The following is a 22,996-nucleotide window of genomic DNA, read 5'->3' on the forward strand; positions in this document are numbered from 1 at the left end:
TGCTGCAGGAGATCGGTACGGGGGCTACTTGGACAGCAAGATCAATTCGTCACGATCGTCGTCCAAGGTGAAGCGGTATCGGTTCAGAAAGCTCATGCCCAACAATCTAACGTCGCCGAGTCGCCGGTCGGGTACGAACACGACGGGAACGTCGGCGGATGATACCTGATCCAGGCGAACGGCGTTCAGTGTGCCGGTTTTCACCTTCACGACGCCATTGGCCGTCCGGCTGCTGCCAGATTGAAGGTGCTCGACAGCAAAGCCCAAAGCCGGCGCCAGGGATTCGGGCAACACGATGCTGCTGGCGCCGGTATCCACGATCAGCGATGTCTCCACGGCGATGCCGTTAGGACCGGTCAGATAAGCGGTTACCCGATGATGCACCCCTTCGCGGGTCGTGTGTATGGTGGGAGAAATCGAGTTCTTGCTGCGAGGCTGCTTGATGCCCGTGATGCGCACCCGTTCGATCTTGCCGCCGGCGCCACCGACGATCAGATAATTGTAAGCCTCCAACCACTTTTGCAGTGTCTCCCGCACGTCGCCTTCCGCGGCCGGCATGGCCTCATCCCGCACGTGATCCAGTCCTTCGACGGCAAACCCTTGCCGCTGCGCATAAGCCGACAACTGCGCGCGCAAGCCGGCTTCTCCCATCACCATTGGGCTTGTGCCTAGCAACAAAAAGATCGCGGCGAACACGCGCATGGTTTTTTCCATCCAGATACCGTATCGAGTCGGTTTATGGGCGAAATGCAAACACGACTCCCTAAAGTGGTGCATAAGCCTTCTCCAGGAGCGCGGAATTAGCGCGTTTTTTACACTATACACGGCACATTTTTTTACGTTTTTGATAAACAACCTATTTGTTAGCACGGCGCGTTTCGTGCTTATAAGCTTTTGCACGGCCTTCGCAGCGTGTCCCACGACGTGCTGTGCCTAACGGCGTTCCCTACGCCGCACGGCCGCACTTGCGGGACGGTTATTGCCTTCGGCGCCCCAGCCGTCCCCCGTCGACTCGCTCCAGCGACCTTAGAGCCGTCGCCTCCGCATCGCTCCGAGATGACTCTACGGCCTGTTCGGGATGCCTTGCAGGTCACCTACGGACGCAATAAAGCCTGCGCCCTGCGGTGCCCCGCCCGGCCCTGGGCCTTCTGGGGGGCATGGAAAACATCCCGGTCTACCCGCTGCGCGGCTGACCTTTGTTTTCCAGCGAGGCCGAGCTAGTCGATGAGGAGGCAGTGCCATGAAACGCATCATGAACAAGCTATTGAGAAAACTATGGGGAGCAACAAGCGCTCAAGCCTACCCGAAGGTAGTTTTCCCATTTCATCCCGCCCTGGCTCCGGCCTATGTAAGGCAACGGGAGCGGCCGATGTCCCTGCGCCGGAACTGGTTCGAAGGCGACGCGAACACGCGTAGCCTGGAAGCCGAGCGTTTGCTGCAGCGCCTGAGGGATGCCGGTTACTGAACGTCGATGCCGCCGACCGGCCCGACGATACACGGATGGCCCCGCCGGGCCGCATCGGTCGGTAACGCCTTAGGGTGTAGACCATGTCGCGATCACGGTGGCCAGCCCACAGATCGAGGCCGGATGAGGGGTTCTCCGCGATTCGTCGACCACGCCAACCGGCATCGGCAGGGGCCCGCAACGCGCCGCTCAAGCCCGGACCCTGGCCAGCGCTTCCCCCGCTCGCAGCCGGCCGATGGCGCGGGCGGAGTCGAAATCGTGGCTGTGGAACAAACGCAGCACCTCGTCCGCGCCGGCTGGATCGCAGGCGACCAGTAACCCACCGCTCGTCTGGGGATCGCAAAGCAGCTTGCGCTGCCAGTCGGACAAGCCGTCTTCGAACACCACCTCCGCCCCGTAGCTGTCCCAGTTGCGGGTGGCAGCTCCGGTGGCGTAACCCTGCCTGGACAGTTCCGCCGCGATCCCGATGAGGGGAAGGTCACTGAACGCGACATCCGCACCCAGACCCGATCCGCGGCAGATTTCCAGCAGATGCCCCAGAAGACCGAAGCCGGTCACGTCGGTCATGGCATGCACGTCGTCCAACTCGCCCAAGGCCGCGCCCACGCTGTTCAAGCGGGTGGTGTGTTCCATCATCAGCCGGTAGCCGGCGGCGTCCAACTGGCCTTTTTTCAGGGCGGCGCTCAGCACACCCACTCCCAGCGGCTTGCCCAGGATCAGCACGTCGCCGTCTTGTGCCCGGTCGTTGCGTTTCACCTTGTCCGGATGCACCAGCCCGAGGGCGACCAGACCATAGATGGGCTCGGGCGAGTCGATGCTATGCCCTCCCGCGATGGGTATGCCCGCCGCGGCACATACCGAGGCGCCACCGGCCAGGATGGCTTGCACGGTTTCCACCGGGAGCTTGTCGACCGGCATACCGACCACGGCCAGGGCCAGGATGGGTTTGCCACCCATGGCGTAGACATCGGACAGCGCGTTGGTGGCCGCGATACGGCCGAACTCGTAAGCGTCGTCGACGATGGGCATGAAAAAATCGGTGGTGGCGACTATGGCCTGATGCGCGTTAAGCCGGTAAACCGCGGCGTCATCGCTCGTCTCAGTCCCGACCAGCAAGTCGGGAAACGGCGCGGCGAGGGGCAATTTTGCCAGCATTTGCGTCAGCACGGCCGGGGCGATCTTACAACCGCAGCCTCCGCCGTGGGACAGCGTCGTCAATCGGATTTCGCTCATTCATTACTCCTGGTCAGGGGAACTCTCGCATACGGGGCGGACTAGCCGCGCGGCGGTTTCGCGTTCGATCCGACCGGTATGCGCAGAGCTATAGTCGAGGCATGGCGCGCAAGCCTACCCCGAACGCTTCAATATCGATAATCGCTGGCGAGTATGCTGCCATCGCGGCCGTAAAAACCGTGTTCGTCCACCGCTCGCTGAAGCAGGGAATAGCCTGTGGTGCGACCCGGCACCCAGTGCCCCAGTCCTTCCTGCTTCAGCCGGGGATGAGCTGCGGGTTTTTCGCCGGGCAGGGCGAGCAACAGATCGACGAAGCGCATGATCTGGAATACCGGTGCGCCGGGGCTCGCGGTGAAGTTGCAATGATCGTAGGGGTCGGTCCGCGCCAGCACGCGGGTGCTGCCCGGCGTCAGAACGGCGTCGTTGGCGAAGCTCGAATGGTTGCCCTCTATCATGCAGGCGGCATCGATTTCACCCGCCATCAAGGCGGCGGCGGCCTCGCGCTCCCCGTCGACGTGGTTGCCGTGCTTGCCGCTGTTCACATCGAAACGCCGAACGTTGAAGTCGCGGCCGGCTCGCAGGCCGAGCAGTCTGAGATGGGCGAGAGGAATCAGCGAGGCCTGGGGAGAATCGACGGCGCCGAATCCTATGGTTTTCCCCCGTAAATCGGCGGGCGAGTCGACCTCATCGTCGGCGCGGACCACGATCACCGAGCGCAAATCGCGATCGCAATCGCGCATGGCCACCACGGAAACGGCTAGTCCTCGCGCCTTGGCGATGCGATCGGCCCTAAGCCAGGCCAGGGGCGAGTTCCAGGCAAGATGAAGAGTGCCATCGAATTGCGCCTCCACCTGATGCTCGTAGTTGGAAAAAAGGACGTAGTCGAAAGGCAGCCCGTGATCGACGAAATACGCTCTGTAGCCTTCCCAAATGGTCACCACTTCGGGCGTATGGGCAACCGCACCCACGATCAATTTTTCAGCCATGACTTGCCCCTCCGAAAAACGGCAGGCCGCAGCACTCTGCCGATGAAGTCGAACAACACGTCGGATACCGGCGCTAGCGCCGGAGCGGCGCGGGCATCGCGGCAGGCACTCGATGGGTCGTCGAGCGGCCGCATTGTGACACGAAGCCGGTGCGGCCGCAGCCGCCCTTTTTCGACCCGGGCCTATGGCGCGGTGGCATCTGCAGGCTGCCCCTTCATGCCGGGACAAGCGCAGCAGGCGCCAGTCGACAGGCCGTCCGGCAGACAGACTGAAGCATACGAAAAATCGTGATGTGGAGCGTAGAAGGACAACCGGGCATGATACGCCTCTTGTCCAACCACACTTCAACTCTTCAGCTCCGACTAGAGGTCATCATGACGAAGGATTTGTTCACCCCGCTGCAACTCGGCCGCCTGCAACTTCCCAACCGTATCCTCATGGCTCCGCTGACGCGCAATCGCGCCGCCCGGCCCGGCAATGTGCCGCATGCGCTCAACGCCCTTTATTACGCCCAACGCGCGACCGCCGGCCTCATCATCACCGAAGCCTCGCCCATCTCGCCGACCGCTCACGGCTACCCTGCCACGCCCGGCATCCACGGCGCGGAACAGGTCGCCGGCTGGCGCCTGGTCACCGACGCGGTGCACGAGAAAGGCGGCCGCATCTACATCCAGTTATGGCACGTCGGCCGCATTTCTCATCCCTCGCTGCAACCCGATGGCGCATTGCCGGTGGCCCCTTCGGCCATCAGGCCCGAGGGCCAAGCATTCACCTATGAGGGACTCCAGGACTTCGTGACCCCCAGAGCCCTGGAAACGAGCGAAATTCCCGCCCTGCTCGAAGACTACCGAAATGCCGCGAAAAACGCTTTTTCAGCCGGCTTTGACGGTGTGGAAATTCATGGGGCCAACGGCTATTTGCTCGATCAGTTTCTGCGCGACCGCTCCAACCACCGCACCGATGCCTATGGGGGGACTATCGAGAACCGTAGCCGGTTGTTGCGGGAAGTGACCGCGGCGGTCAGCGAAGAGATCGGCCCCGACCGAGTCGGCGTGCGGATTTCGCCCATCAACCCCTTCAACGACATCGCCGACTCGAACCCGCAGGCCTTGTTCGAACACGTCGCGGAAGAACTCAGCCCATTAGGCCTCGCCTACCTGCATGTCATGGAAGGTGGCATCGGTGCCGGGGAATCGGGGCCCACATTCGACTTCGCCGCGCTACGCCGCAAATTTAACGGTAACTACGTGGCCAACGCCGGCTACGACAAGGTGCGCGCCAACGCGGCGATCGCGGACGGCAAGGCCGATGCCATCGCCTTCGGCGTGCCCTACATCGCCAACCCCGATCTGGTCGAACGCTACGCCCGAAACGCCGCTCTCAACGAACCCGATCCCAACACTTTCTATGGCGGGGACGAAAAGGGATATACCGATTATCCGACGTTGTGAGGGTCCGGCGCTAAGCTCATTCATATCCTGCAGGCTGGGGTGAACCAAGGGAGTCCCGGCGAATCCGGACAAAGCTGGAATTCGCGGGCGCTCATTCCAGCCTGCATGCATTGCTCGGCACTTCCGACGGGCCCAATCAATAGGGGTCCGAGATTTTCACCCCCGCGTAAGCAGGTGTCGCAATCGAGCGGAGGGTGACCGAAGCTCGCAACAAGGGCTCAGACGCCATCGTCAATATCCGACTCCTGGCCAGCCAGATAATGGACGCCGCGGCGTAGATCACGGTTTACGGAACGGCGGTCACACTGCCCCCTTCAGAACTCGAACGCCAGCGCATGCTCCCCAGCGGCAGTTTCGAGTCGCGCGGGACCCGGCCGCCCGATGAAATAGCCTTGCAGGAAATCAACGCCGAGGTCGCGCAATAAAGCCAGGGTTTCGCCGTCCTCCACGCCTTCGGCGATGACCTTTTGATCGTAGCCATGCGCGAGCGCGGTCAGGGCGGTGACGAACGCCCGGTCGCCCTTGTCGGTCGCCAGCTTGCTGATGAATGAGCGGTCGATTTTCACGTATTTGATCGGCAGATGCTTCAGGTAGAAGAATGAGGCGAAGCCCGCGCCAAAGTCGTCCAGGGCAAAGGCAAAACCGATGTGGTTGAGGTCGTCCATGATCTTTTGCGCCGCCTTCAGATCGGCGATGGCCGCCGTTTCGGTAATTTCGAAATGGACACGGGACGGATCCAACTCGCCGTCTCGCACCGCGTCCTTGAATCCCTGGGCCCAGCGCGGGTCGTCCAGAGCGGCGGCGGACAAGTTGACGGAAAGGCGGGCGCTTTGATCGTTTTTCAGGATCCGGAGCGCTTCCGCCGTCACGAAACTGTCGATCGCGTACATGAGCTGGGAGCGCATGGCGGCGTCCAGGAACTCGCCGGGGAAGGCTATGCGGCCATCGTCCAGTCTCAGTCGTATCAAGGCTTCGTGATATACGACGTCCCCGCTCACGGCACGCACGACGGGTTGAAAATGCAGTATTGCGCCGCCGACTTCGGCCAGACACTTGGTGATGACGCTGCGCCAATAAACGCGCTGTTCGGTTTCGCTCCGCTCGCCCTCCGAATAGGAAAAGATGTGCCAGCGGCAGCGCCCTGTCCGCTTCGCCTGGTACATGGCGATATCGACGTTCGCCATGATTTCCTCGACCGAATTCCCGTGCTGGGGAATCAGCGCGATGCCGATGCTGGCCGAGACGCGGTAGCTCCGTCCTTCGAAATGGAAAGGCATTCCGTCGAGCTGCCGGGTGATGTGTTCGGCGTATCGTTCGGCGCCGACCCGATCACTCTCTCTGAGCAGAACGGCAAACTCGTCCCCCCCCAAGCGCGCAAGCACATCGGTTTTCCGCGAGCATGTCCGCAACTGATCGGCAAAAAGCGTCAGCAAGGCATCGCCCGCCGGGTGCCCGCTGCTGTCATTGATGTCCTTGAAATGGTCGAGGTCGAACAGCAATAGCGCCGAATGCGAACCGCGCTGCGCGAGCAGGAAACTCTGCTCGACTTCCTCGCGGAATCGCGCCCGATTAACCAGACCGGTCAGGGAATCGTGGCTGGCCAGCCACCTCATGCGGGACTCGGCTTCGATGCGATCGGTCACGTCCAGCCCGACCGATAGCACGGCCACGCCATCCGCGTGCTCCTGGCGCAACCGGGTATGCACCCAGACCACATGGCGCATACGCCCGTCGGCGCACAGGAGTACCGATTCGTGTTCGAGCCGGCGTTGCAGATGGTCGACCAGGGTTTCGAGCTGTTGGCGAAGCTCGGCATCCTGGTGGTCGACTTCGATCAGGTCGACGAAGCGCTTGCCGCTCAGTTCGCCGGTGCTCAGGCCCATGAGTTGGGCGGTGAATTCATTGACCGTATCGACATGGCCTGCCCCCGTCTGGGTCAGGATGAGAACCTGGGCGGTGTCGAACAATCCCTGTACGAAATCCCTTTCCGCGGTCAGCGCGTGGTGGGTTTGTTCCAGTTGGTACGATAGGCGGACGGAGGCCTCCGTCAGGATGTCGATTTCATCCCGCAGCCGCGCCGAAGGCGCATGTTGATTCAAGCGCCGGCGAGTATCGCCGTAGCCTCCCTGGGCCAACAGAGGCAAGGCTTCAGCGAGCCGTTTTAGATGGAGCAAAGGCAGGCGCACCAAGAGCAGCAGCAGCAACTCGGCGACAACCAGGGCGGCGCCCGTAACCCATAGGCCTTCCTGTATACCGCGCCGGACTTCCGCCGCCTCGACGCTGACGTCGGCGATGAAGAGCAAAACGCCCTCACCGCCGCCCGTCAACTCCGCCAGCGGGATGGCATGCAAGCTATAGTCCTTGCCCTGCCAGGACAGCCAGCTCTGCTTGCTCAGGGCGCGTGGGCCGCGGAATCGTTCATCGAGGTGCTGCATCAGCTCGGTGAGCGTCTGGGCGCTGGACAAGGCCGCCGTGCGCAGTTGCCAGTGCTTGAGTTCGGCGGGCGCGGTGGGCTCGGCCGGCACGAGGATGGCGAGATCGGTATTCGTGAGGGCGCGAAAATCGATGACCAGATCGGCGATGCGCTGGCTCAACTGGATGATGCCGTGATTGCGGCGGTTTTGCAGGACGGGAACGAACACATGCAGGGTGCAGACCGGCTCGCAGCCAAACACCGAGACCGGCCGTTCGTTTTCGCGCACGTCCTTGAGCGCCGCTTGCTGGCGTTCGTGCGACAGATCGGGGATGACCGTCGGGCTCCATTGCCAGAGGGATTCGCCTTCCGGAGTAAAAAACCCCATGCGCTCGACATCCAATTCGTAGCGCATGCTGGCATAGCGGGACTGCTGCTTGCCGAATTCCGCCTTGCCCCCCTTGGTCGATAGCTGCTCGAAATCGCCCAAGGCGGCCAGCACGAGGCCGAGGCGCTCCAGTCGATCCGTCGATCGTTCGATCATGCCCTTGAATTGCGAGCGCAAGGTGCTCAACCTGATGTCTTGCTGCGTTCTGAACTGGCTCTTCAGATGCACATAATTGAGCACGGCGAACGTGGCGCTTAGCCCGATCAATAAGAGGCTGAGGGCCAACAATCCCTTCCAGTGCAGGCTGAAAAACCGTGTGCTTCCCCCGCCGCGCATCGCCGCGTCCGCCAGCGTCAGAAACGGTAGGACATCATGAGGGTCAGCATGTCCCAATCCGCCGATCCGCCGCCGCGGGCGAGCGACGGATTGTCTTCGGTCGACAACCAGGCCGTGCCGTCGATGTGGTGGTATTCGGCGGCGATCAGCCAGTCGCGCACGAACTCCCAGCGCGCGCCGACCGTCACGTCCTTCGCGTAAAAGCGGTGCCGTGGCAGGCCTGTCAGCGCGGAGCCGGTCTTGCCGTTCGGATCGTCTCGGTTGACATGGAATTCATCGTAGCGGAGCACCGCCGTCCAGTTGGACGCCACGCGGTATTCGCCCTGGACGTAAAAACTTTCGGTCGTGTTGCTCAGCGGAGTCGGCACGAAACCGCTGCGCCGGCTATCGATCCAGCCGTACTCCGAGGTCAGGGAAAACAGTTCGCCGTTGTACTGCATGGAGAACAGGGGATATATCACGGCGATTTTTCCCGATGGAACCGCCGCCGACCCGGACTTGAACTCGATATCGAGATCGACCGCGGTAAACATCAGCCGTCCCCGTCCGCCCATCCACTCGTAGACGGCCCGGCCGATCAAGGCCGGACGCCCTGTCAATGAACCGGTGGCGTTGGGCAATCCGGTCAGAAATGTCGTAGCGCCGCCGGTATCGTATTGGGGCTCTGCGACCATGAGCTCCGCGCCGAAGCTGTGTTCCCCAAAACTGTAACGGCCGTAGAGTTCGCCGCCATCCGCGGCGATCATCGCCTGGCGCAAACCCAAGGTATCGAAATAGACCGACTGCGGCAGCAACACGGTCGGCCGGGTCCAGATGACATCCCGCGTGTCGTTATAAAGCCCGAAAGGCACCTTGACTCGGCCGGCGCGGACACCGGCCGTCGCGGACGAATCCAGGAACGGGAGGCTATAGTCAAGCTGGGCAAAATCCAGACGCAAGCCCTGCGTATCGGAGTTACCCGCCCGGCGATAAAGCCCTTGGGCCGACATTCTGAGGTTCGGCAACAAGCGGGCCGATGCGTTTACCCCCACCTCGGTAAAATCGACACTGCCCTTGCGGCTTTCGCCGAATAGCTGATTTTTCGTGGTGTATACAAAGCCCTGGCTGACGAAACCGTGCAACTGGCGATCGGTGGATCCCAAATCCAGCGCCGGGAGGTCGGTCGAGCCGGCGAACAGCACGGTTCCGATGACACGAACCCAGGCAGTAAAGCGACACCCTTTATTCCGTCTGCCCACTCTCTCTCCCCTAATTCTTCTCATTTTTTTCTATGTAGCCGATGCTACCCGGCATGGCTTCAAGCTTGCGGCGCATTTCGTCCATGTTTTCGACAACGGTCGGCGCCAAACCCGTACCCGAGTAAATCAAGCGATCCCACGCCGAGCGGAGTTGAAACGGATACACGCCCAGCACTTCCTTCGCGAATCGGATATGCAAAGGATGATTCTCCGGGAGGACCATGACATGGATCGGCGAGCCGTTGGGCCAGGTCGTCAGACGCATGAAGAAAACTTCCCTCAGCGCCTCGTTGGAAAGACCTGCGGCCCTGCCCGCCGCGTCGTAGACCTGCACACGGGATTCACCCGCCCAGGCATGCCCTGGCGCAACGGTCCAGTATAAGAGCAATAGCAAACGCAACATTAGAAATTAATAAAGCGCTCAAAAATCGACGGCATGGGCTCGTATACGCGGGAACCTAGGATCATGCGCGCAGGAACCTGATTCGACACGGCGACGAATAGGCTGTCGCCATTGGTGCGACGGGTAGCCGCAGGTTCGGTGGTTCGTTTTCGCGGCTCATCGTTAGGAAAGCATGGTATGTGGTCGCCCTAAGTCTTCGACGATAGTGGAGCTGGCCGTCGCCGCACCGGCAGAATATGGCGGAAGAGAACAGGAGTCGAACCTGCCCGAGGCCGTCTCACGGCCTCAACCGGTTTTGAAGACCGGCCGCCCCACCGGGGACGATGCTCTTCCGAAAAGCGGCGGCATTGTATCCAAATCCGGCCACGGCACGGAGGCTACCGCCGCCGGATCACAATTGTAGACCGTGATTTCGCAAGCGATGGGCATCGCCCAGCCGGCGGGTCAGGCCGATGCGGTCGAAATACTCCAGAATATGGATGGCCAGCTTGCGGCCGGTGGCTATGCGGTCGCGAAATTCGGCGGCCGCCACCGCGCCGTCGGGCGCTTGCCGGGCGAGGTCACGAACGATGTCCGCGAGTTGGGCGACGGCCGTACGGTCGAAATAGTGATCGTGGGCGACCTTATACACTTGGCCCATGCACGCGACCTGGATCAGCAGCTTGCGCACCGCCGCTTCTTCCAGGGCTTCCGCACGGGCGATGTCGCGCACCCGCGGTGGCTGGAAAGGCTGCTCCAGCAGCAAGGGAGCGATGCGTTGCCACAGCGCCTCATCGCTTTCCGACAGCGTGATCCGGTGCCCTGGCAGATGCCACCAGGAACCGTCCCGCGCGCACTCCCCATCTTCCAGCAATTCGGCCAACACCTGGGCGAAAGCCGCCCGATCCAGGCGTGGCGCTGCACGCAGGCGAAGTTGCTCGGCATTGAGGCCCAGGGAGTCGGGAACGTCCTCGTGTTCTTTCCGCAGCGTCTCGATGACGGCCTGACGCAATGCAGCCCAGTGGTCCGGCGCGAAGGCGAGCGGCTTCGTGCCCTCAACCAAGCTCAGCTCCAGATTCTGGCGGAGGCCGGCCATTTCTGCGGCTGTCAGATTGGCGTTGGCGGCAAAGGCCCGCAGATCCACTCCGTTGGGCGATGCGGCGAGCAAAGCCTGCAGTTGCAATTTGGGCGCCGGCAGTTCCCAGGTCGAGAGGATATCCAGGCGCTGGACCGAGCGTCGGCCGCGCTGGGGCGGTTGGGCATCCAGCACCCAACCGCCGGCGAGCGTATGCAGCGCCGACGCGTCGCGCAGGACGAAACGGTCGCCGTGGACGGCGCAGGTGGGTTTGTCGAGCACCAGTTGCGCGAGGGCGCTGTCGCCGGGTTGCAATGGCTCGTCCCGCAACAAGGCTACCCGCCCGGTGGCATGGAAAGCACCCAGATGTACGTGTACGGGCGTCCAGTGTTTCAAGGAGTGGGCTTCGCCGGCCAGGAGCTTGAGCCGCACGTCCAGGCGTGTTGTAGGTAGATGGAGTTCCGGCGCCAGCACCCAATCACCCCGTTGCACCTGCTGTTTGTCCACGTCGGCCAGATTGAGCGCGCAACGCTGGCCGACCAGCCCCATTTCGGCCGGACGGTTCTGGGCGTGAATGCCGCGCACCCGCACCGGTCGGCCCGAGGGCGACAGCAGGAGCTTGTCGCCCACAGCCACTCGTCCCGAAAAGACCGTGCCGGTCACCACCGTGCCCGCACCGGCTACGGTGAAGCACCGGTCTATGGCGAACCGGAAGCAGCCTCCCCGGGTGGTCGATGCCGGTGAATTAAGCCCCTCTCCTTCTGAGAGAGGGGTTGGGGTGAGGGCATCTGCGCTTGATGTACGTGATGAAATCGTTGAAATATCAAGCGCTTTAACCCTCACCCTGCCCTCTCCCAAGGGGAGAGGGTTCCTTATTTCAATAGCACTCCGACCGGTCCGCTCCCCTAAATTCTGGGCAGCGGTTTCGAGGTGCGCGCGCAGTTCGGCCATCCCTGAGCCCGTGACGGCGGAGACCGGAAAAACCGGGCTACCGGCGAGCTCGGTACCTTCCAGCAGCACGCAAATTTCCTCGGCGACTTCGGCGATCCGGTCCGCTTCGACGAGATCGGTCTTGGTCAACGCCACCGCGCCGCGCCGGATGCCAAGCAGATCAAGAATTTGCAGATGCTCCAGGGTCTGCGGCATGGGGCCGTCGTCCGCGGCCACGACCAGCAGAGCGAAGTCGATGCCGGTCACTCCAGCCAGCATGTTGTGGATGAAGCGCTCGTGGCCGGGTACGTCCACGAAGCCGAGGATGTCGCCGTTGGCCAGCGGCGTATAGGCATAACCCAGATCGATGGTGATGCCGCGCGCTTTTTCTTCCGCAAGGCGATCCGCGTCCACCCCGGTGAGCGCCTTGACCAGGGCGGTCTTGCCGTGGTCTATGTGGCCGGCGGTGCCGACGATCATGTCAGAGTTCCAGTTGGGCCAGTTGCGCGACGAATCCCGACTCGTCCTCCAGGCAGCGCAGATCGAAGCGTAAGGCGCCGTCTTCCAGCCGGCCGATGACGGGAACGGGCAGGTCGCGGAAGGCGTTCGCCAGACGACTCAGCGCCCGTCCGCCGCCTTTCCCTTTGGGCACGAGTACCAGGCAGGCGCTGGGCAGGCGATCCACGGGCAGGGAACCGCTGCCGATCTGGCTGCGGCACGACTCGATGCTGACGACCGCATGGTCGCTCAGGGCGGTTTGCATAGCCGGCAGGATGCGCCGGGCCAGCGCGAGTATGTCATCTTCGCTCCGTGTCAGCAGGCGCAGGGTGGGCAGTCGTCGGCTCAAGAGCTCGGGGCTGCGATAGAGTTTGAGCGTAGCTTCCAGCGCGGCGAGGGTCATTTTGTCCACCCGCAGGGCGCGCTTGAGCGGATTGCGCTTGAGCTTGGCGATCAGCTCCTTGCGGCCGACCAGGATGCCGGCCTGCGGTCCGCCCAGCAGTTTGTCGCCGCTGAATGAAACCAGGTCGGTGCCTTTGGCCAGAGCCTGTTGCGGAGTCGGCTCTTTCGGTAGGCCATAGGAGCTCAGGTCGATCAGGGTGCCGCTGCCCAAGTCCTCGACGAAGGGCAGGCCATGCTCGCGGGCCAGTTCTGCCAACTGGTCTTCCGGCACCGTGGCAGTGAAACCCTCGATGGCGTAATTGCTGCGATGTACCTTCATGATCAGGGCGGTACGTGGATTCACGGCTTCCACGTAGTCCTTACGGTGGGTGCGGTTGGTGGTGCCGACCTCCCGCAGCTTCGCCCCGGCCCGGGACATGATGTCTGGAATGCGGAAGGCGCCGCCGATCTCGATCAATTCGCCGCGGGAGACGATCACCTCCTTCCGTATCGCCAGGGTATTCAACAGCAGGAAAACCGCCGCGGCATTGTTGTTGACCACCGTCGCCGCCTCGGCCCCGGTCAGTTCGCGGATCAAGCCGTCGATGTGGTCGTCGCGGTCGCCGCGTTTGGCGTTATCGAGGTCGTATTCCAGATTGGAAGGCCGGGCCAGCACCGCCAGCACCGCCTCGACGGCCTCGTCCGCCAGCAAAGCCCGCCCCAGATTGGTGTGCAGCACGGTGCCGGTGAGGTTGAATACCGGGCGTAGATTGGGGCTGAATTCGGTTTCCAGGCGCTTGCGGCAGTCGGTTACGATCCGCGCCGGGTCCACGTCCGGCGTGGGCTGCGTTTTCAGTGTCTCGCGCAGTTCCCCCAACTCGGCCCGCAAGGCGGCCACGACGGCACTGTGGCCGTAACGTTCCTTCAAATCCGCGACTTCGGGACGGTTCAGGAGGCTGTCTACGGAAGGCGGGCGGGCGGGATGATTCATGGCGTCGTGTCGGAGGGCTGGCGATTGAGCGCCGGAATTTTAGGGGGTAGCAGCGCTCAGTGGGAACGAATGTGAACTCCTGATGTAGGCTGGGTTGAGGAACGAAACCCAGCGAATTCAGATAATGGCTGGAATTCCTGCGTCATCCCAGCCTACTCAAACTCAACCGCCGGGTATCAGCAGAGGATTGAAACCCAGGCGCTGATAACCTTCCTCGGCCATCAGGACGTCCAGCGCCAGGGTGGCCAGGTCGTCGGCGAATGGGTCGACCTGGGGCTCCTTTTCCCGGTTCACGAGCTTCACATAGGTCTTGCACTGGCCGCAGGCTTCGGCCTGCACCGCTTCGCCTGTGCCTTCGAGCCCGAAGTAGGCCACCTCCTTGCTGGAGCCACAGTTTATGCAATGGATGCGGGGCCGGTTCCACTCCGTCGCACACAGGTCGCAGACCAGATAGCGCAAGCCCTGGACCGCACCACCGGTTTGCAGCACGCTCGCCACCGGTAAGGAACCGCAGACCGGGCAGAGATGCCCGGCTTCTGTCGCGCCTATCTTTCCCGCGTCCAGACGCGAGGCCAGCACCGTCCAATTCACCTGCAGGGCGGCGGCCACGAAGGGCGCGAGCCCGACATCGAGCCGGTCGAAATCGGCGGCCAACAGATCATCGGCCCAGGACTCCAATTGCTCATCCGTCGCCTGCTTTAGGCGGTCGCGTACCGAACCCAGCGGCCCACCCCCGGAGCTCAGATCCTCGACGATGGAACGCAGCGCATCACGCCAGGCCGGATCGCGTCGCCAACTCGAAATATCCAGCGGCGGCCGGCCTGCACAGGAATCCGGCAGCAGCGCAGGAGAAAAGCGAGCCGACAGATGGTGCAGGCTATCGGCCAGATCGGCCATCAGATTCAGATAACCGACCAGCGAGGCCTGACTTAAGGCCAGTTGACGGAAACGGGCGGCGCGATGGTGGAACAGGGTTTGCGGGTTGGGGACGCGGATGTATGGGGCTTCGGTTTGGGCGGCGGTCAGCGGGGGGAGTTCCATTGAAAATCGTCGGTGCGGGTCAAGTTATCGGCGCACATCCTCGCTGGAGTATCCCCAGCGCGGACATTTCATTTTTCCAGAAACGCTTCGGGTTCGATTCCGGCTTGCTTCAATATCGCGCGGAGCGTGCCTTCGGGCATATCACCCGGATGATTGGGGATGGTGGTGTAGCGCCCAGTCGAGCGATTGAACCAGATTTCGTGGCTCCCGGCGGCTTGTCGGTCGAACTCGAAGCCCATTTGTGTTAGCCGGCGCACGATATCTCGGTAGCGGAAGCCAGCCAACCGCCCCATTCATCCACCGATGACCAGTGGATAATCGAAAGACTCTCCGACCTCTTGCAGTTTGAGTTCTTGCTGTCGTTTTTCCTGGGATTCCAGCAGCTTCTTCGCTACATCACGGGCGATTTCCAAGGTTTCCTGTAACGTTCGTCCTTGTGCGACCAACCCCTGAACTTCGTCGCTCGTTGCCAGGTACAAACCTTCGGGCAATCGTTCTATATGCAGGTTGACGAGCATTTCCATCGTTTGCCTCTATCGGTTTCTATGAGCTTACGGGCACTGCTTAACATCAAGTTGAGCAAAGTATCGAGTTGTTATTAACAGGGGTTCAAGGCTCTACGCGGCAATCTCGACAACTTCGCTCGAAGAATGCGGAACCGGCGTATCCAACCCATCTTCCTTCAGGCCTTCGATATGAAACTCGATGGCCTCCCGTATCAGCTCGATGACTTCTTCCCGCGATGGCGCCACTGCAACGCAACCGGGCAGGTCGGGAACATAGGCACCGTAACTGGTGGGGCCTTCTTCGATTACAACCAGATACTGCATGGTCATGGCTTATTTCAAACCTGCTTGCTTGAGTACGCTGTTCACCGTGGCCGGCGGCACGTCAATGCTCGGCTTTCCGGATATCGTAACGGTACCCGGTTTAGTAGCGTGATGAAACCACCTATGGCTGCCGCATTGTCCAACCTGTATCCTGCCGTCCGCTTCGATCAGCGCGATCAGATCCTTGACCTTCGTCACCGGTCAGTGCTCTTCTCCCCTCATCACCCGCTTATACCACCCCGGATGATGCTTGGCCGCCCAAGCTCTGGTGACCGTGCCGCGTATCATCGCGCCTAATGTCCCGCGCACCCAGAAGGCGGCGTAGACGTGGACGATGATGCCCGAAATCATCACGAAGGCGCAGACGGCGTGCAGCAGAGCGGCGATGCGGACGGTGTCGATGGCGAAGTTCTGGGCGAACCAGGGCCGCCAGATGACGATGCCGGTGACCAACAGGGTTGGGATGGTGGCGATCATGGTCCAGAACAGCATCTTCTGACCGGCGTTGTAGCGGTCCACTTCCGGCAGGCGGTCTTCGCGGTTTTTCACCACGTCTACGATGCGGCTCAGCCAGATGATGTCGTTCCGGCTCAACAGGTTGTGGTGCAAAAAACGCAGTGCCAGACCGGCGAATGAGACGAACATCAGCACGCCGATGTAGGGGTGCAATATGCGCGTCCAGGTGCCGCCGCCGAAGAACTGGCTGAACCAGAACATGGACGGATGAAACAAGGCCAACCCGGAGAATGTCAGCAGGATGAAAGTGATGGCCGTGATCCAGTGGTTGAGCCTATCCATGGGCCCATAGCGCTGGATCAGCCTGGAAGAATGCTGGCCGTTCATACCTTTTCCTCCTCTTCTTCCTCTTCGGCTTCGTTGGGGCCGATGGTGACATAGTGGAAGAAGCCGGCCAGGGCGGTGAAGAACATCGCAGCGGTGGCCAGTGGCTTGAAGATGCCCTTCCACAGTCCGACCGTCGGACTTATCGTCGGGTCTTTCGGCAGGTCGTTGTACAGCTCCGGCTTGTCCGCGTGGTGCAGCACGTACATGACATGAGTCCCGCCCACGCCGGCCGGATCGTAGAGCCCGGCGTTCTCGAATCCGCGTTCCTTCAGGTCGACGATGCGTTCGTTGGCGTGCTCTATCATGTCCTCCTTGCTGCCGAACACCAGGGCTTGGGTCGGGCAGGCCTTGATGCAGGCCGGCTCCAGTCCCACGGCGACGCGGTCCGAGCACAGGGTGCACTTGTACACCTTGCTGTCCTTGCCCGACAGACGCGGGATGTTGAACGGGCAGCCGGCGATGCAGTAGCCGCAGCCTATGCAAGCCTCTTCGTGGAAATCGACGATGCCGTTGTTGTACTGGATGATCGCGCCGGGCGAAGGACAGGCCTTGAGGCAGCCGGGATCGGCGCAGTGCATGCAGCCGTCCTTGCGGATCAGCCATTCCAGGTTGCCGTTCTCCTCGGTTTCGGCGAAGCGCATCAGCGTCCAGGAATTGGCCGTGAGATCGTGAGGGTTCTGGTACGAGCCCTCGTTGATGCCGACCTCCTCGCGCAAATCGTTCCATTCCTGGCAGGCCGACTGGCAGGCCTTGCAGCCTATGCACTTGGTGACGTCGATCAGCTTGGCCACCTCCGTCATCTGCCGCTGCTGCGGGCTGGGTGTGGTGGTGGCGGAGCGCCGGAGGATGTCCAGGGATTGCAATGCCATGTCTAAACCTCCGTGCTGCCTTTGAGGATGCGCGCCAGCCAAGATGAGCGCTTGCCGCCCTGGTCATCGTCGAGCTTCGCCTCCGGCCGCTTGCGTTCCTCATGCTCCTCGCCCGGTTTGTGGGTGTGGGGCGAGAGTTCGCTCAAGTCCTTTTCCACGCTGACCAGGAAAGCCTTGAACTCCGGCGTCTGCGTGTTGGCGTCGCCAAGGAAGGGGGTCAGGGTGTTGGCGATGTAGCCCTTGCGGGTCGCGCCGGTGAAGCCCCAGTGGATGGGGATGCCGACCTGGTGCACGATCTGCCCGGCCACCCTCAGTGCCTTGATGCGCTTGGTCACCACCGCCACCGCCTTGATCTGTCCGCGCTTGGAGCGCACCACGACTTTTTCGCCGTTGAAGATACCCAGCTGCGCCGCCAGCGCCTCGCCGATCTCGACGAACTGTTCCGGCTGCAGCGAAGCATTGATCTTCGAGTGCTTGGTCCAGAAGTGGAAATGCTCGGTGAGGCGGTAAGTGGTCGCCACGTAAGGGAACTCTTCCTTGTCGCCGAGCATGGCCTTGTCGTTGGCGAACACGCGGGCCGCCGGGTTGCTGATCACCTTGGCATGCAGCGGGTTGGTGCCCAGCGGCGTCTCGAACGGCTCATAATGCTCGGGGAACGGTCCTTCGGCCATCAGTTCGCGCGCGAACAAACGGCCGACGCCCTCGTTGGTCATGATGAAGGGCGACACGCCGCTATCCGGCGCGGCATCGGCCTTGAAGTCCGGCACGTCCAGCCCGGTCCAACGGCTGCCGTCCCATTCGATCAGCTTGCGCTTCTCGTCCCAGGGCTTGCCGGCGGGATCGCAGGAGGCCCGGTTGTAGAGGATGCGGCGGTTCGCCGGCCAGGCCCAGGCCCAGTTGGGAGCTAGCCCTAACCCGGTCGGGTCGGTGGTGTCGCGGCGCGCCATCTGGTTGCCGGCTTCGGTCCAGGAGCCGCAGAAGATCCAGGTGCCGCTGGCGGTGCTGCCATCGTCCGTCAACTGGGCGAAACTGGATAATTGCTGACCGGCCTTGATCAGCACCTTGGCCGGGTCTTTCGGATCGACGATGTCCTTGACGGCATAGCCGTTCATCTCCTTCGCCAGCTCGTCCGGCCCCGGCTCTTCGGCCTGGCGGTAGGGCCAGTGCAGATTGAGGATGGGATCGGGGAAAGCGCCGCCCTCGTGCCGGTAAAGCTCGCGCAGTTTGAGGAACAGCTCGGCCATGATGGCGATGTCGGTGCGGCATTCGCCCGGCGGCTCGGCGCCTTTCCAGTGCCATTGCAGCCAGCGCGAGCTGTTGACCAGCGCACCTTCCTCTTCGGCGAAACAGGTCGTCGGCAGGCGGAACACTTCGGTCTGGATGTCGGCCGGCTGCACGTCGTTGTACTCGCCGTGGTTCTGCCAGAACTCCGAGGTTTCCGTGGACAGCGGGTCCATGACCACCAGGAACTTCAGGCGCGACAGGGCCGATGAGATCTTCGCCTTGTTGGGGAAGGAGGCCAGCGGGTTGAAGCCCTGGCAGAAATAGCCCGTCAGCTTGCCCTGCGCCATCAGGTCGAAGGCGCGCAGGCCGTCGTAAACCTGATCGACCTTGGGCATCCAGTCGTAGCAGTAGTCGTTCTCCTTGGTCGCCACCTTGCCGTACCAGGCTTTCAACAGGCTGGTGTGGAACTTGGGATAGTTCGACCAGTAGTTGACCTGCCCCGGCCGCAGAGGCTTGAGCGTGCGCTTGTCCAGGTAGGCGGCGCGCGTGGCGTCCTCGTCTCGGGCGATGCTCATGTAGCCCGGCAACTGGTCGGACAACAGCCCCAGATCGGTCAGCCCCTGGATGTTGGAATGGCCGCGCAAGGCATTCACGCCCCCGCCCGCCAGGCCGATATTGCCGAGCAGTAATTGCAGGATCGCCAGGGTGCGGATGTTCTGGGAGCCGATGGAATGCTGGGTCCAGCCGAGCGCGTAAAGGCTGGTCAGGGTGCGATCCGGCGCCGCGGCCGAGGCGATCATCTCGCAAACCTTTAGGTAAAGATCCTGCGGCGTGCCGGTGATGTCGCTAACCGTCTCTACCGTGTAGCGCGAGACGTGTTTCTTCAACAGATTCAGCACGCAACGGGGATGCTGGAGGGTCTCGTCGACCTTGGCATAGCCCTGCTCGTCCAGTTCGTAGGCCCAGGTGCTCTTGTCGTAGCGGCGTGCTTTCTCGTCGTAGCCGGTGAACAAGCCCTCGTCGAAGCCGAAATCCTCGCGCACGATGAAGCCGGCGTTGGTATACGCCTTCACATACTCGTGCTGGATCACGTCCTTTTCGAACAGATAGCGCAGCACACCGCTCAGGAAAGCGATGTCGGTGCCCGCGCGTATCGGCGCGTAAAAGTCCGCCACCGAGGCCGTGCGGTTGAACCGCGGATCGACCACGATGAGCTTGGCCTTGTTATGGGCCTTCGCCTCGACCACCCATTTGAAGCCTACCGGATGCGCTTCGGCGGGATTGCCGCCCATCACCAGAATGACGTCCGCATTCTTGATGTCCATCCAGGTATTCGTCATGGCGCCGCGACCGAATGTCGGAGCAAGACTTGCCACCGTCGGTGCGTGTCAGACGCGTGCCTGGTTGTCGAGTGCTACTAGGCCTAAGCTGCGGAGAACCTTGTGGGTGAGATAACCGGCTTCGTTGGAGGCCGCCGATGCCGCCAGGAAGCCGACCGTGGGCCAGCGGTTGACCGTCTGCCCCTTGTCGTTCTTGGCGACGAAGTGGCTGTCGCGGTCTTCCTTGACGAGCTTGGCGATGCGATCCAAGGCCCAGTCCCAGGTGACACGCGTCCAGTTCGTAGAGCCCGGCGCCCGGTACTCCGGAAACTTGATGCGCGTCTCGCTGTGCACGAAGCCCAAAAGGCCCGCGCCCTTGGGGCACAGGCTGCCGCGGCTGACCGGATGATCGGGGTCGCCCTCGATGTGGATGATTTCGGACTTGGCGTTCTTCGCCTTGTCGCCGAGGCTGTAAAGGATGATGCCGCAGGCTACCGAACAATACGGACAGGTATTGCGGGTTTCCGTGGTGCGCGCGAGCTTGAACGTGCGCACTTCCGCCAGCGCTTCCGTGGGCGAAAAACCCAAGGCCGTCAGCGTGGAACCCCCGAGCGATGCGGCACTCAGTTTGAAAAACTGGCGCCGGTTGACTTGCATGGCGAAGCACCTCCGGGCGGGCGACAAAAATTCGACTGTGAAGTGACGCATGCTGGCATGGATCGCGGCAGCCTGCAATCCGGTGCATGGCGTCGGAAAACCGCGGCGACCCTTGCGATCCATCCGCAGGGCGCCGAACGGCGCGGCGCTATCGTCTATATTGGGTATGACTTTTCCCAACGCAGCGTCCACGTCCCCCTTAGCACTCGAACGTTTCGATGCCGCACTCCCAACACCTGCCCAATCGCAGACTCAGCTCCTCCGTCCCGCGGTCGATACTCGCCCTAATCCTCATCGCTGCGGCCCTGTCCTTCGCGTCGGAGCTTCGGCATGCACGCAACGCGGCCACGCTGAACATCGAGCACTTGCTCGATACCGTGGAACTCAGCGCGTCCCTGGCGGCCGAATCCGGCGACCGGGAGCTGGGTATCCAGGTTTTAGAGCGTCTGCTAAACAGCGGCCTCGTCGTCCATGCCGGCTTGGATGACAACGGCAAGCTCCACCTACACCGCAGCGCAGACCGCCTGTCGAGCACCGATACCATCGTCCGCTTGCTGAACTCGAAAGACCGGAGCCCAGCAGGCATCGGCCGTCTGACGGTGCGGCCCTCGCTGGCCTGGGTGATTCGTGAAGCACTGCCCGGCGCATTGCTCGGCGCCATCTCCGCGACCGTATTCATCGTCACGACGGCCTGGCTCGTGCTCCGCATCGTCCGTTCATCCCTGCAATCGATTTCGAACACCCTGCGGTCCATGGCCGTCGACGACTGGCCATGCCCGCCGCCGCCGGCGAGTCATCGCGGCGCCGAAGCGAGCAAGCTGCTCGAGGCCATTGGCGGGCTACTGGACCTGGTCCAACGACGACTCCAGAAACAGCCCGTCCTGCTGGGCTTTTCCTTGAATCTTGCGCGTGAGGCAGCCTATCTGATAGGCCCGCAAGGACAATTTCAGTATGTCAACGACGAGGCCTGCCGGCTGCTGGGCTACACGCGGGAAGAGTTGCTCGCCCGTGGCATTCGCGACATCGCCCCCGACTATCCCGCGGAGCGCTGGGCCTCGCATTGGAGCGAGCTGCAAACCCGCGGCGCCCTGGTTTTCGAGACCCGCCATCGGGCCAAGGACGGACATATATTTCCCGTCGAGGTCGCCGCCAGTTACTTGGAACACGAAGGCCTGACTTACAATCTGGCGCTGGCACGCGACATCACCGAACGCAAGGCCGAGGAGAAAGCGCTGATGCACTATGCGGCGATCATCGCCTCGTCGGACGACGCCATCATCGGTAAAACCCTGGATGGCATCGTAACCAGCTGGAACGCCGGGGCTGAGCGCATGTTCGGTTACCGCGCGGCGGAAGCCCAGGGGCGTCACATCACCTTCTTGATACCCGCCCCCTATTGGGACGAGGAAAAAGCCATACTGGGCGAAATCAGCCGTGGACGTTCCGTAAACCATTACGAAACCGTGCGCAGTACCAAAGACGGCCACCTGATCGATGTTTCCGTCACCGTCTCCCCTTTGCGGGATGGGCAGGGCAAAGTCGTCGGCGCCGCCAAGATCGTCCGCGACATCACCGAGCGCAAGAAGTCCGAGGAAGAGTTGCGCAAGCACCGGGAACACCTGGAAGAACTGGTGGCCCGGCGCACCGCAGCGCTGGAGGCCGCCAACCGTGAGCTCGAGGCCTTTTCTTATTCGGTGTCCCACGATTTGCGCACGCCGTTGCGAGCCATCGACGGGTTCTCCCGCATGCTGGCGAAGAAATACGAGGCCCAGCTGGACCCGGAAGCTCAGCGCCTGATCAAGGTGGTGAGGGGAAGCGCGGCGCGGATGTCGCAATTGATCGACGATATCCTGGCCTTTTCCCGCGCTGGAAGACTGGAGCTACGCCTTGCGCCGGTCGACATGGCGCAGTTGGTCCGCACGGTCTGGCTGGACCTGGAGCCCTTGCGGGCGGATCGCGATATTTGCCTGGAGATCCGGCCTTTGCCACCGGCCCTGGGCGATCCCACCTTATTGCGCCAGGTGTGGACCAATCTGCTGGCCAACGCCGTCAAGTTCACCCTGTCCCGCGCGACGGCCCACATTACCGTTGGCGGCACGACCGACGGCGCGACCCATTTGTATCATGTGCAAGACGACGGGGTCGGCTTCGAGCCCGCCTACGTACACAAGCTGTTCGGCGTGTTCCAGCGTCTGCACGGCGTCGAAGAGTTCGAAGGCACCGGCATCGGCCTGGCCATCGTCAAGCGCGTCGTCACCCGCCACGGCGGCCGGGTCTGGGCCGAGGGAAATCCGGGCCAGGGCGCCACGTTCAAGTTCGCCTTGCCGGCGCGGCCGCCCGCAAACGCCGACTTCGAGACGCCGTAGGCCGAAGCGCTGCTCTATATCCGGCCTCATCATTACCGGAGAGTCCCCGCCGGAAAAAACCAGCGTCCGTCGCGGCGGCT

Annotated in this window: 18 protein-coding genes, 1 tRNA gene and 1 pseudogene; 3 read left to right on the top strand and 17 right to left on the bottom strand. The window is 62.3% G+C overall.

The features are described from left to right. Positions 1-24 precede the first annotated feature (24 nt). Complete coding sequence (locus tag JWZ97_RS13055) at positions 25-777, bottom strand: TIGR02281 family clan AA aspartic protease (protein WP_205429933.1); 753 nt, start codon at positions 775-777, stop codon at positions 25-27. Between the two features lie 463 nt (positions 778-1,240). On the opposite strand from JWZ97_RS13055, the gene JWZ97_RS13060 reads away from it, so the two are divergent. After that, positions 1,241-1,465 (top strand): hypothetical protein, encoded by a 225-nt coding sequence (locus JWZ97_RS13060; RefSeq protein ID WP_205429935.1) that lies wholly within the window; start codon positions 1,241-1,243, stop codon positions 1,463-1,465. A gap of 189 nt (positions 1,466-1,654) precedes the next feature. On the opposite strand, the gene selD is transcribed toward JWZ97_RS13060, so the two are convergent. Beyond that, positions 1,655-2,698: a selenide, water dikinase SelD gene (selD, locus tag JWZ97_RS13065; protein ID WP_205429937.1), complete on the bottom strand. Its 1,044-nt coding sequence runs from the start codon at positions 2,696-2,698 to the stop codon at positions 1,655-1,657. Positions 2,699-2,826: 128 nt separating this feature from the next. Then, on the bottom strand, positions 2,827-3,684 hold the full coding sequence (locus tag JWZ97_RS13070; protein ID WP_205429939.1) for a phosphate/phosphite/phosphonate ABC transporter substrate-binding protein: 858 nt from the start codon (positions 3,682-3,684) through the stop codon (positions 2,827-2,829). 374 nt (positions 3,685-4,058) lie between these two features. Between JWZ97_RS13070 and JWZ97_RS13075 the strand changes: the two genes are divergently transcribed. Next, a complete protein-coding gene (locus JWZ97_RS13075) occupies positions 4,059-5,135 on the top strand; it encodes an alkene reductase (protein ID WP_305799049.1) in 1,077 nt (358 codons plus the stop codon). Between the two features lie 314 nt (positions 5,136-5,449). On the opposite strand, the gene JWZ97_RS13080 is transcribed toward JWZ97_RS13075, so the two are convergent. The 14 genes and pseudogenes from JWZ97_RS13080 to fdnG form a co-directional block, all read right to left on the bottom strand. Then, a complete protein-coding gene (locus JWZ97_RS13080; RefSeq protein ID WP_205429941.1) occupies positions 5,450-8,329 on the bottom strand; it encodes an EAL domain-containing protein in 2,880 nt (959 codons plus the stop codon). Next, the gene (locus JWZ97_RS13085) at positions 8,290-9,510 is read right to left on the bottom strand and encodes a hypothetical protein (RefSeq protein ID WP_205429943.1); all 1,221 of its coding nucleotides are present in this window, start codon (positions 9,508-9,510) and stop codon (positions 8,290-8,292) included. Before JWZ97_RS13085 ends, JWZ97_RS13080 begins: the two co-directional genes overlap by 40 nt. A gap of 10 nt (positions 9,511-9,520) precedes the next feature. Beyond that, positions 9,521-9,844 (bottom strand): hypothetical protein, encoded by a 324-nt coding sequence (locus JWZ97_RS13090; RefSeq protein ID WP_240342343.1) that lies wholly within the window; start codon positions 9,842-9,844, stop codon positions 9,521-9,523. Between the two features lie 306 nt (positions 9,845-10,150). After that, a tRNA-Sec gene (locus JWZ97_RS13095) sits at positions 10,151-10,246 on the bottom strand. A 58-nt stretch (positions 10,247-10,304) separates the two neighbouring features. Continuing rightward, on the bottom strand, positions 10,305-12,377 hold the full coding sequence (gene selB / locus JWZ97_RS13100) for a selenocysteine-specific translation elongation factor (protein WP_205429945.1): 2,073 nt from the start codon (positions 12,375-12,377) through the stop codon (positions 10,305-10,307). A gap of 1 nt (position 12,378) precedes the next feature. After that, positions 12,379-13,767 carry an L-seryl-tRNA(Sec) selenium transferase gene (gene selA, locus JWZ97_RS13105; RefSeq protein WP_205429947.1) on the bottom strand — a complete coding sequence of 463 codons (1,389 nt, stop codon included), beginning with the start codon at positions 13,765-13,767 and terminating at the stop codon, positions 12,379-12,381. Between the two features lie 162 nt (positions 13,768-13,929). After that, positions 13,930-14,808 (bottom strand): formate dehydrogenase accessory protein FdhE, encoded by an 879-nt coding sequence (gene fdhE / locus JWZ97_RS13110; protein ID WP_205429955.1) that lies wholly within the window; start codon positions 14,806-14,808, stop codon positions 13,930-13,932. Positions 14,809-14,876: 68 nt separating this feature from the next. After that, on the bottom strand, positions 14,877-15,065 hold the full coding sequence (locus tag JWZ97_RS13115) for a type II toxin-antitoxin system HicA family toxin (RefSeq protein ID WP_205429956.1): 189 nt from the start codon (positions 15,063-15,065) through the stop codon (positions 14,877-14,879). A gap of 36 nt (positions 15,066-15,101) precedes the next feature. Continuing rightward, complete coding sequence (locus JWZ97_RS13120; RefSeq protein WP_205429957.1) at positions 15,102-15,332, bottom strand: type II toxin-antitoxin system HicB family antitoxin; 231 nt, start codon at positions 15,330-15,332, stop codon at positions 15,102-15,104. Between the two features lie 93 nt (positions 15,333-15,425). Continuing rightward, a complete protein-coding gene (locus JWZ97_RS13125; RefSeq protein ID WP_240342344.1) occupies positions 15,426-15,644 on the bottom strand; it encodes a type II toxin-antitoxin system HicB family antitoxin in 219 nt (72 codons plus the stop codon). A gap of 3 nt (positions 15,645-15,647) precedes the next feature. Continuing rightward, positions 15,648-15,836, bottom strand: a complete 189-nt coding sequence (locus JWZ97_RS13130; RefSeq protein ID WP_205429958.1) for a type II toxin-antitoxin system HicA family toxin — start codon at positions 15,834-15,836, stop codon at positions 15,648-15,650. Between the two features lie 3 nt (positions 15,837-15,839). Then, positions 15,840-16,481, bottom strand: coding sequence for a formate dehydrogenase subunit gamma (locus tag JWZ97_RS13135; protein WP_205429959.1), 642 nt, complete (start codon positions 16,479-16,481; stop codon positions 15,840-15,842). Beyond that, the gene (gene fdxH, locus JWZ97_RS13140; RefSeq protein ID WP_205429960.1) at positions 16,478-17,350 is read right to left on the bottom strand and encodes a formate dehydrogenase subunit beta; all 873 of its coding nucleotides are present in this window, start codon (positions 17,348-17,350) and stop codon (positions 16,478-16,480) included. The genes JWZ97_RS13135 and fdxH overlap by 4 nt, the downstream gene beginning before the upstream one ends. 149 nt (positions 17,351-17,499) lie before the next feature. Beyond that, positions 17,500-20,550: pseudogene (fdnG, locus tag JWZ97_RS13145) on the bottom strand (formate dehydrogenase-N subunit alpha); the annotation flags it as partial. 218 nt (positions 20,551-20,768) lie between these two features. Here fdnG and JWZ97_RS13155 point away from each other — a divergent pair. Further along, the gene (locus JWZ97_RS13155) at positions 20,769-22,916 is read left to right on the top strand and encodes a PAS domain S-box protein (RefSeq protein ID WP_205429971.1); all 2,148 of its coding nucleotides are present in this window, start codon (positions 20,769-20,771) and stop codon (positions 22,914-22,916) included. The last annotated feature ends 80 nt before the right edge of the window (positions 22,917-22,996 follow it).

It is taken from the genome of Methylococcus sp. EFPC2, from assembly GCF_016925495.1.
Classification (GTDB): Bacteria; Pseudomonadota; Gammaproteobacteria; order Methylococcales; family Methylococcaceae; genus EFPC2.

Excerpts from the sequence above, each read along its gene's own strand:
- JWZ97_RS13055 (WP_205429933.1), bottom strand. The coding sequence starts at position 777 with ATGCACCACTTTAGGGAGTCGTGTTTGCATTTCGCCCATAAACCGACT.
- JWZ97_RS13060 (WP_205429935.1), top strand. The coding sequence starts at position 1,241 with ATGAAACGCATCATGAACAAGCTATTGAGAAAACTATGGGGAGCAACA.
- selD (WP_205429937.1), bottom strand. The coding sequence starts at position 2,698 with ATGAGCGAAATCCGATTGACGACGCTGTCCCACGGCGGAGGCTGCGGT.
- JWZ97_RS13070 (WP_205429939.1), bottom strand. The coding sequence starts at position 3,684 with ATGGCTGAAAAATTGATCGTGGGTGCGGTTGCCCATACGCCCGAAGTG.
- JWZ97_RS13075 (WP_305799049.1), top strand. The coding sequence starts at position 4,059 with ATGACGAAGGATTTGTTCACCCCGCTGCAACTCGGCCGCCTGCAACTT.
- selB (WP_205429945.1), bottom strand. The coding sequence starts at position 12,377 with ATGATCGTCGGCACCGCCGGCCACATAGACCACGGCAAGACCGCCCTG.
- selA (WP_205429947.1), bottom strand. The coding sequence starts at position 13,767 with ATGAATCATCCCGCCCGCCCGCCTTCCGTAGACAGCCTCCTGAACCGT.
- fdhE (WP_205429955.1), bottom strand. The coding sequence starts at position 14,808 with ATGGAACTCCCCCCGCTGACCGCCGCCCAAACCGAAGCCCCATACATC.
- JWZ97_RS13120 (WP_205429957.1), bottom strand. The coding sequence starts at position 15,332 with ATGGAAATGCTCGTCAACCTGCATATAGAACGATTGCCCGAAGGTTTG.
- JWZ97_RS13125 (WP_240342344.1), bottom strand. The coding sequence starts at position 15,644 with ATGACCATGCAGTATCTGGTTGTAATCGAAGAAGGCCCCACCAGTTAC.
- JWZ97_RS13135 (WP_205429959.1), bottom strand. The coding sequence starts at position 16,481 with ATGAACGGCCAGCATTCTTCCAGGCTGATCCAGCGCTATGGGCCCATG.
- fdxH (WP_205429960.1), bottom strand. The coding sequence starts at position 17,350 with ATGGCATTGCAATCCCTGGACATCCTCCGGCGCTCCGCCACCACCACA.
- JWZ97_RS13155 (WP_205429971.1), top strand. The coding sequence starts at position 20,769 with ATGCCGCACTCCCAACACCTGCCCAATCGCAGACTCAGCTCCTCCGTC.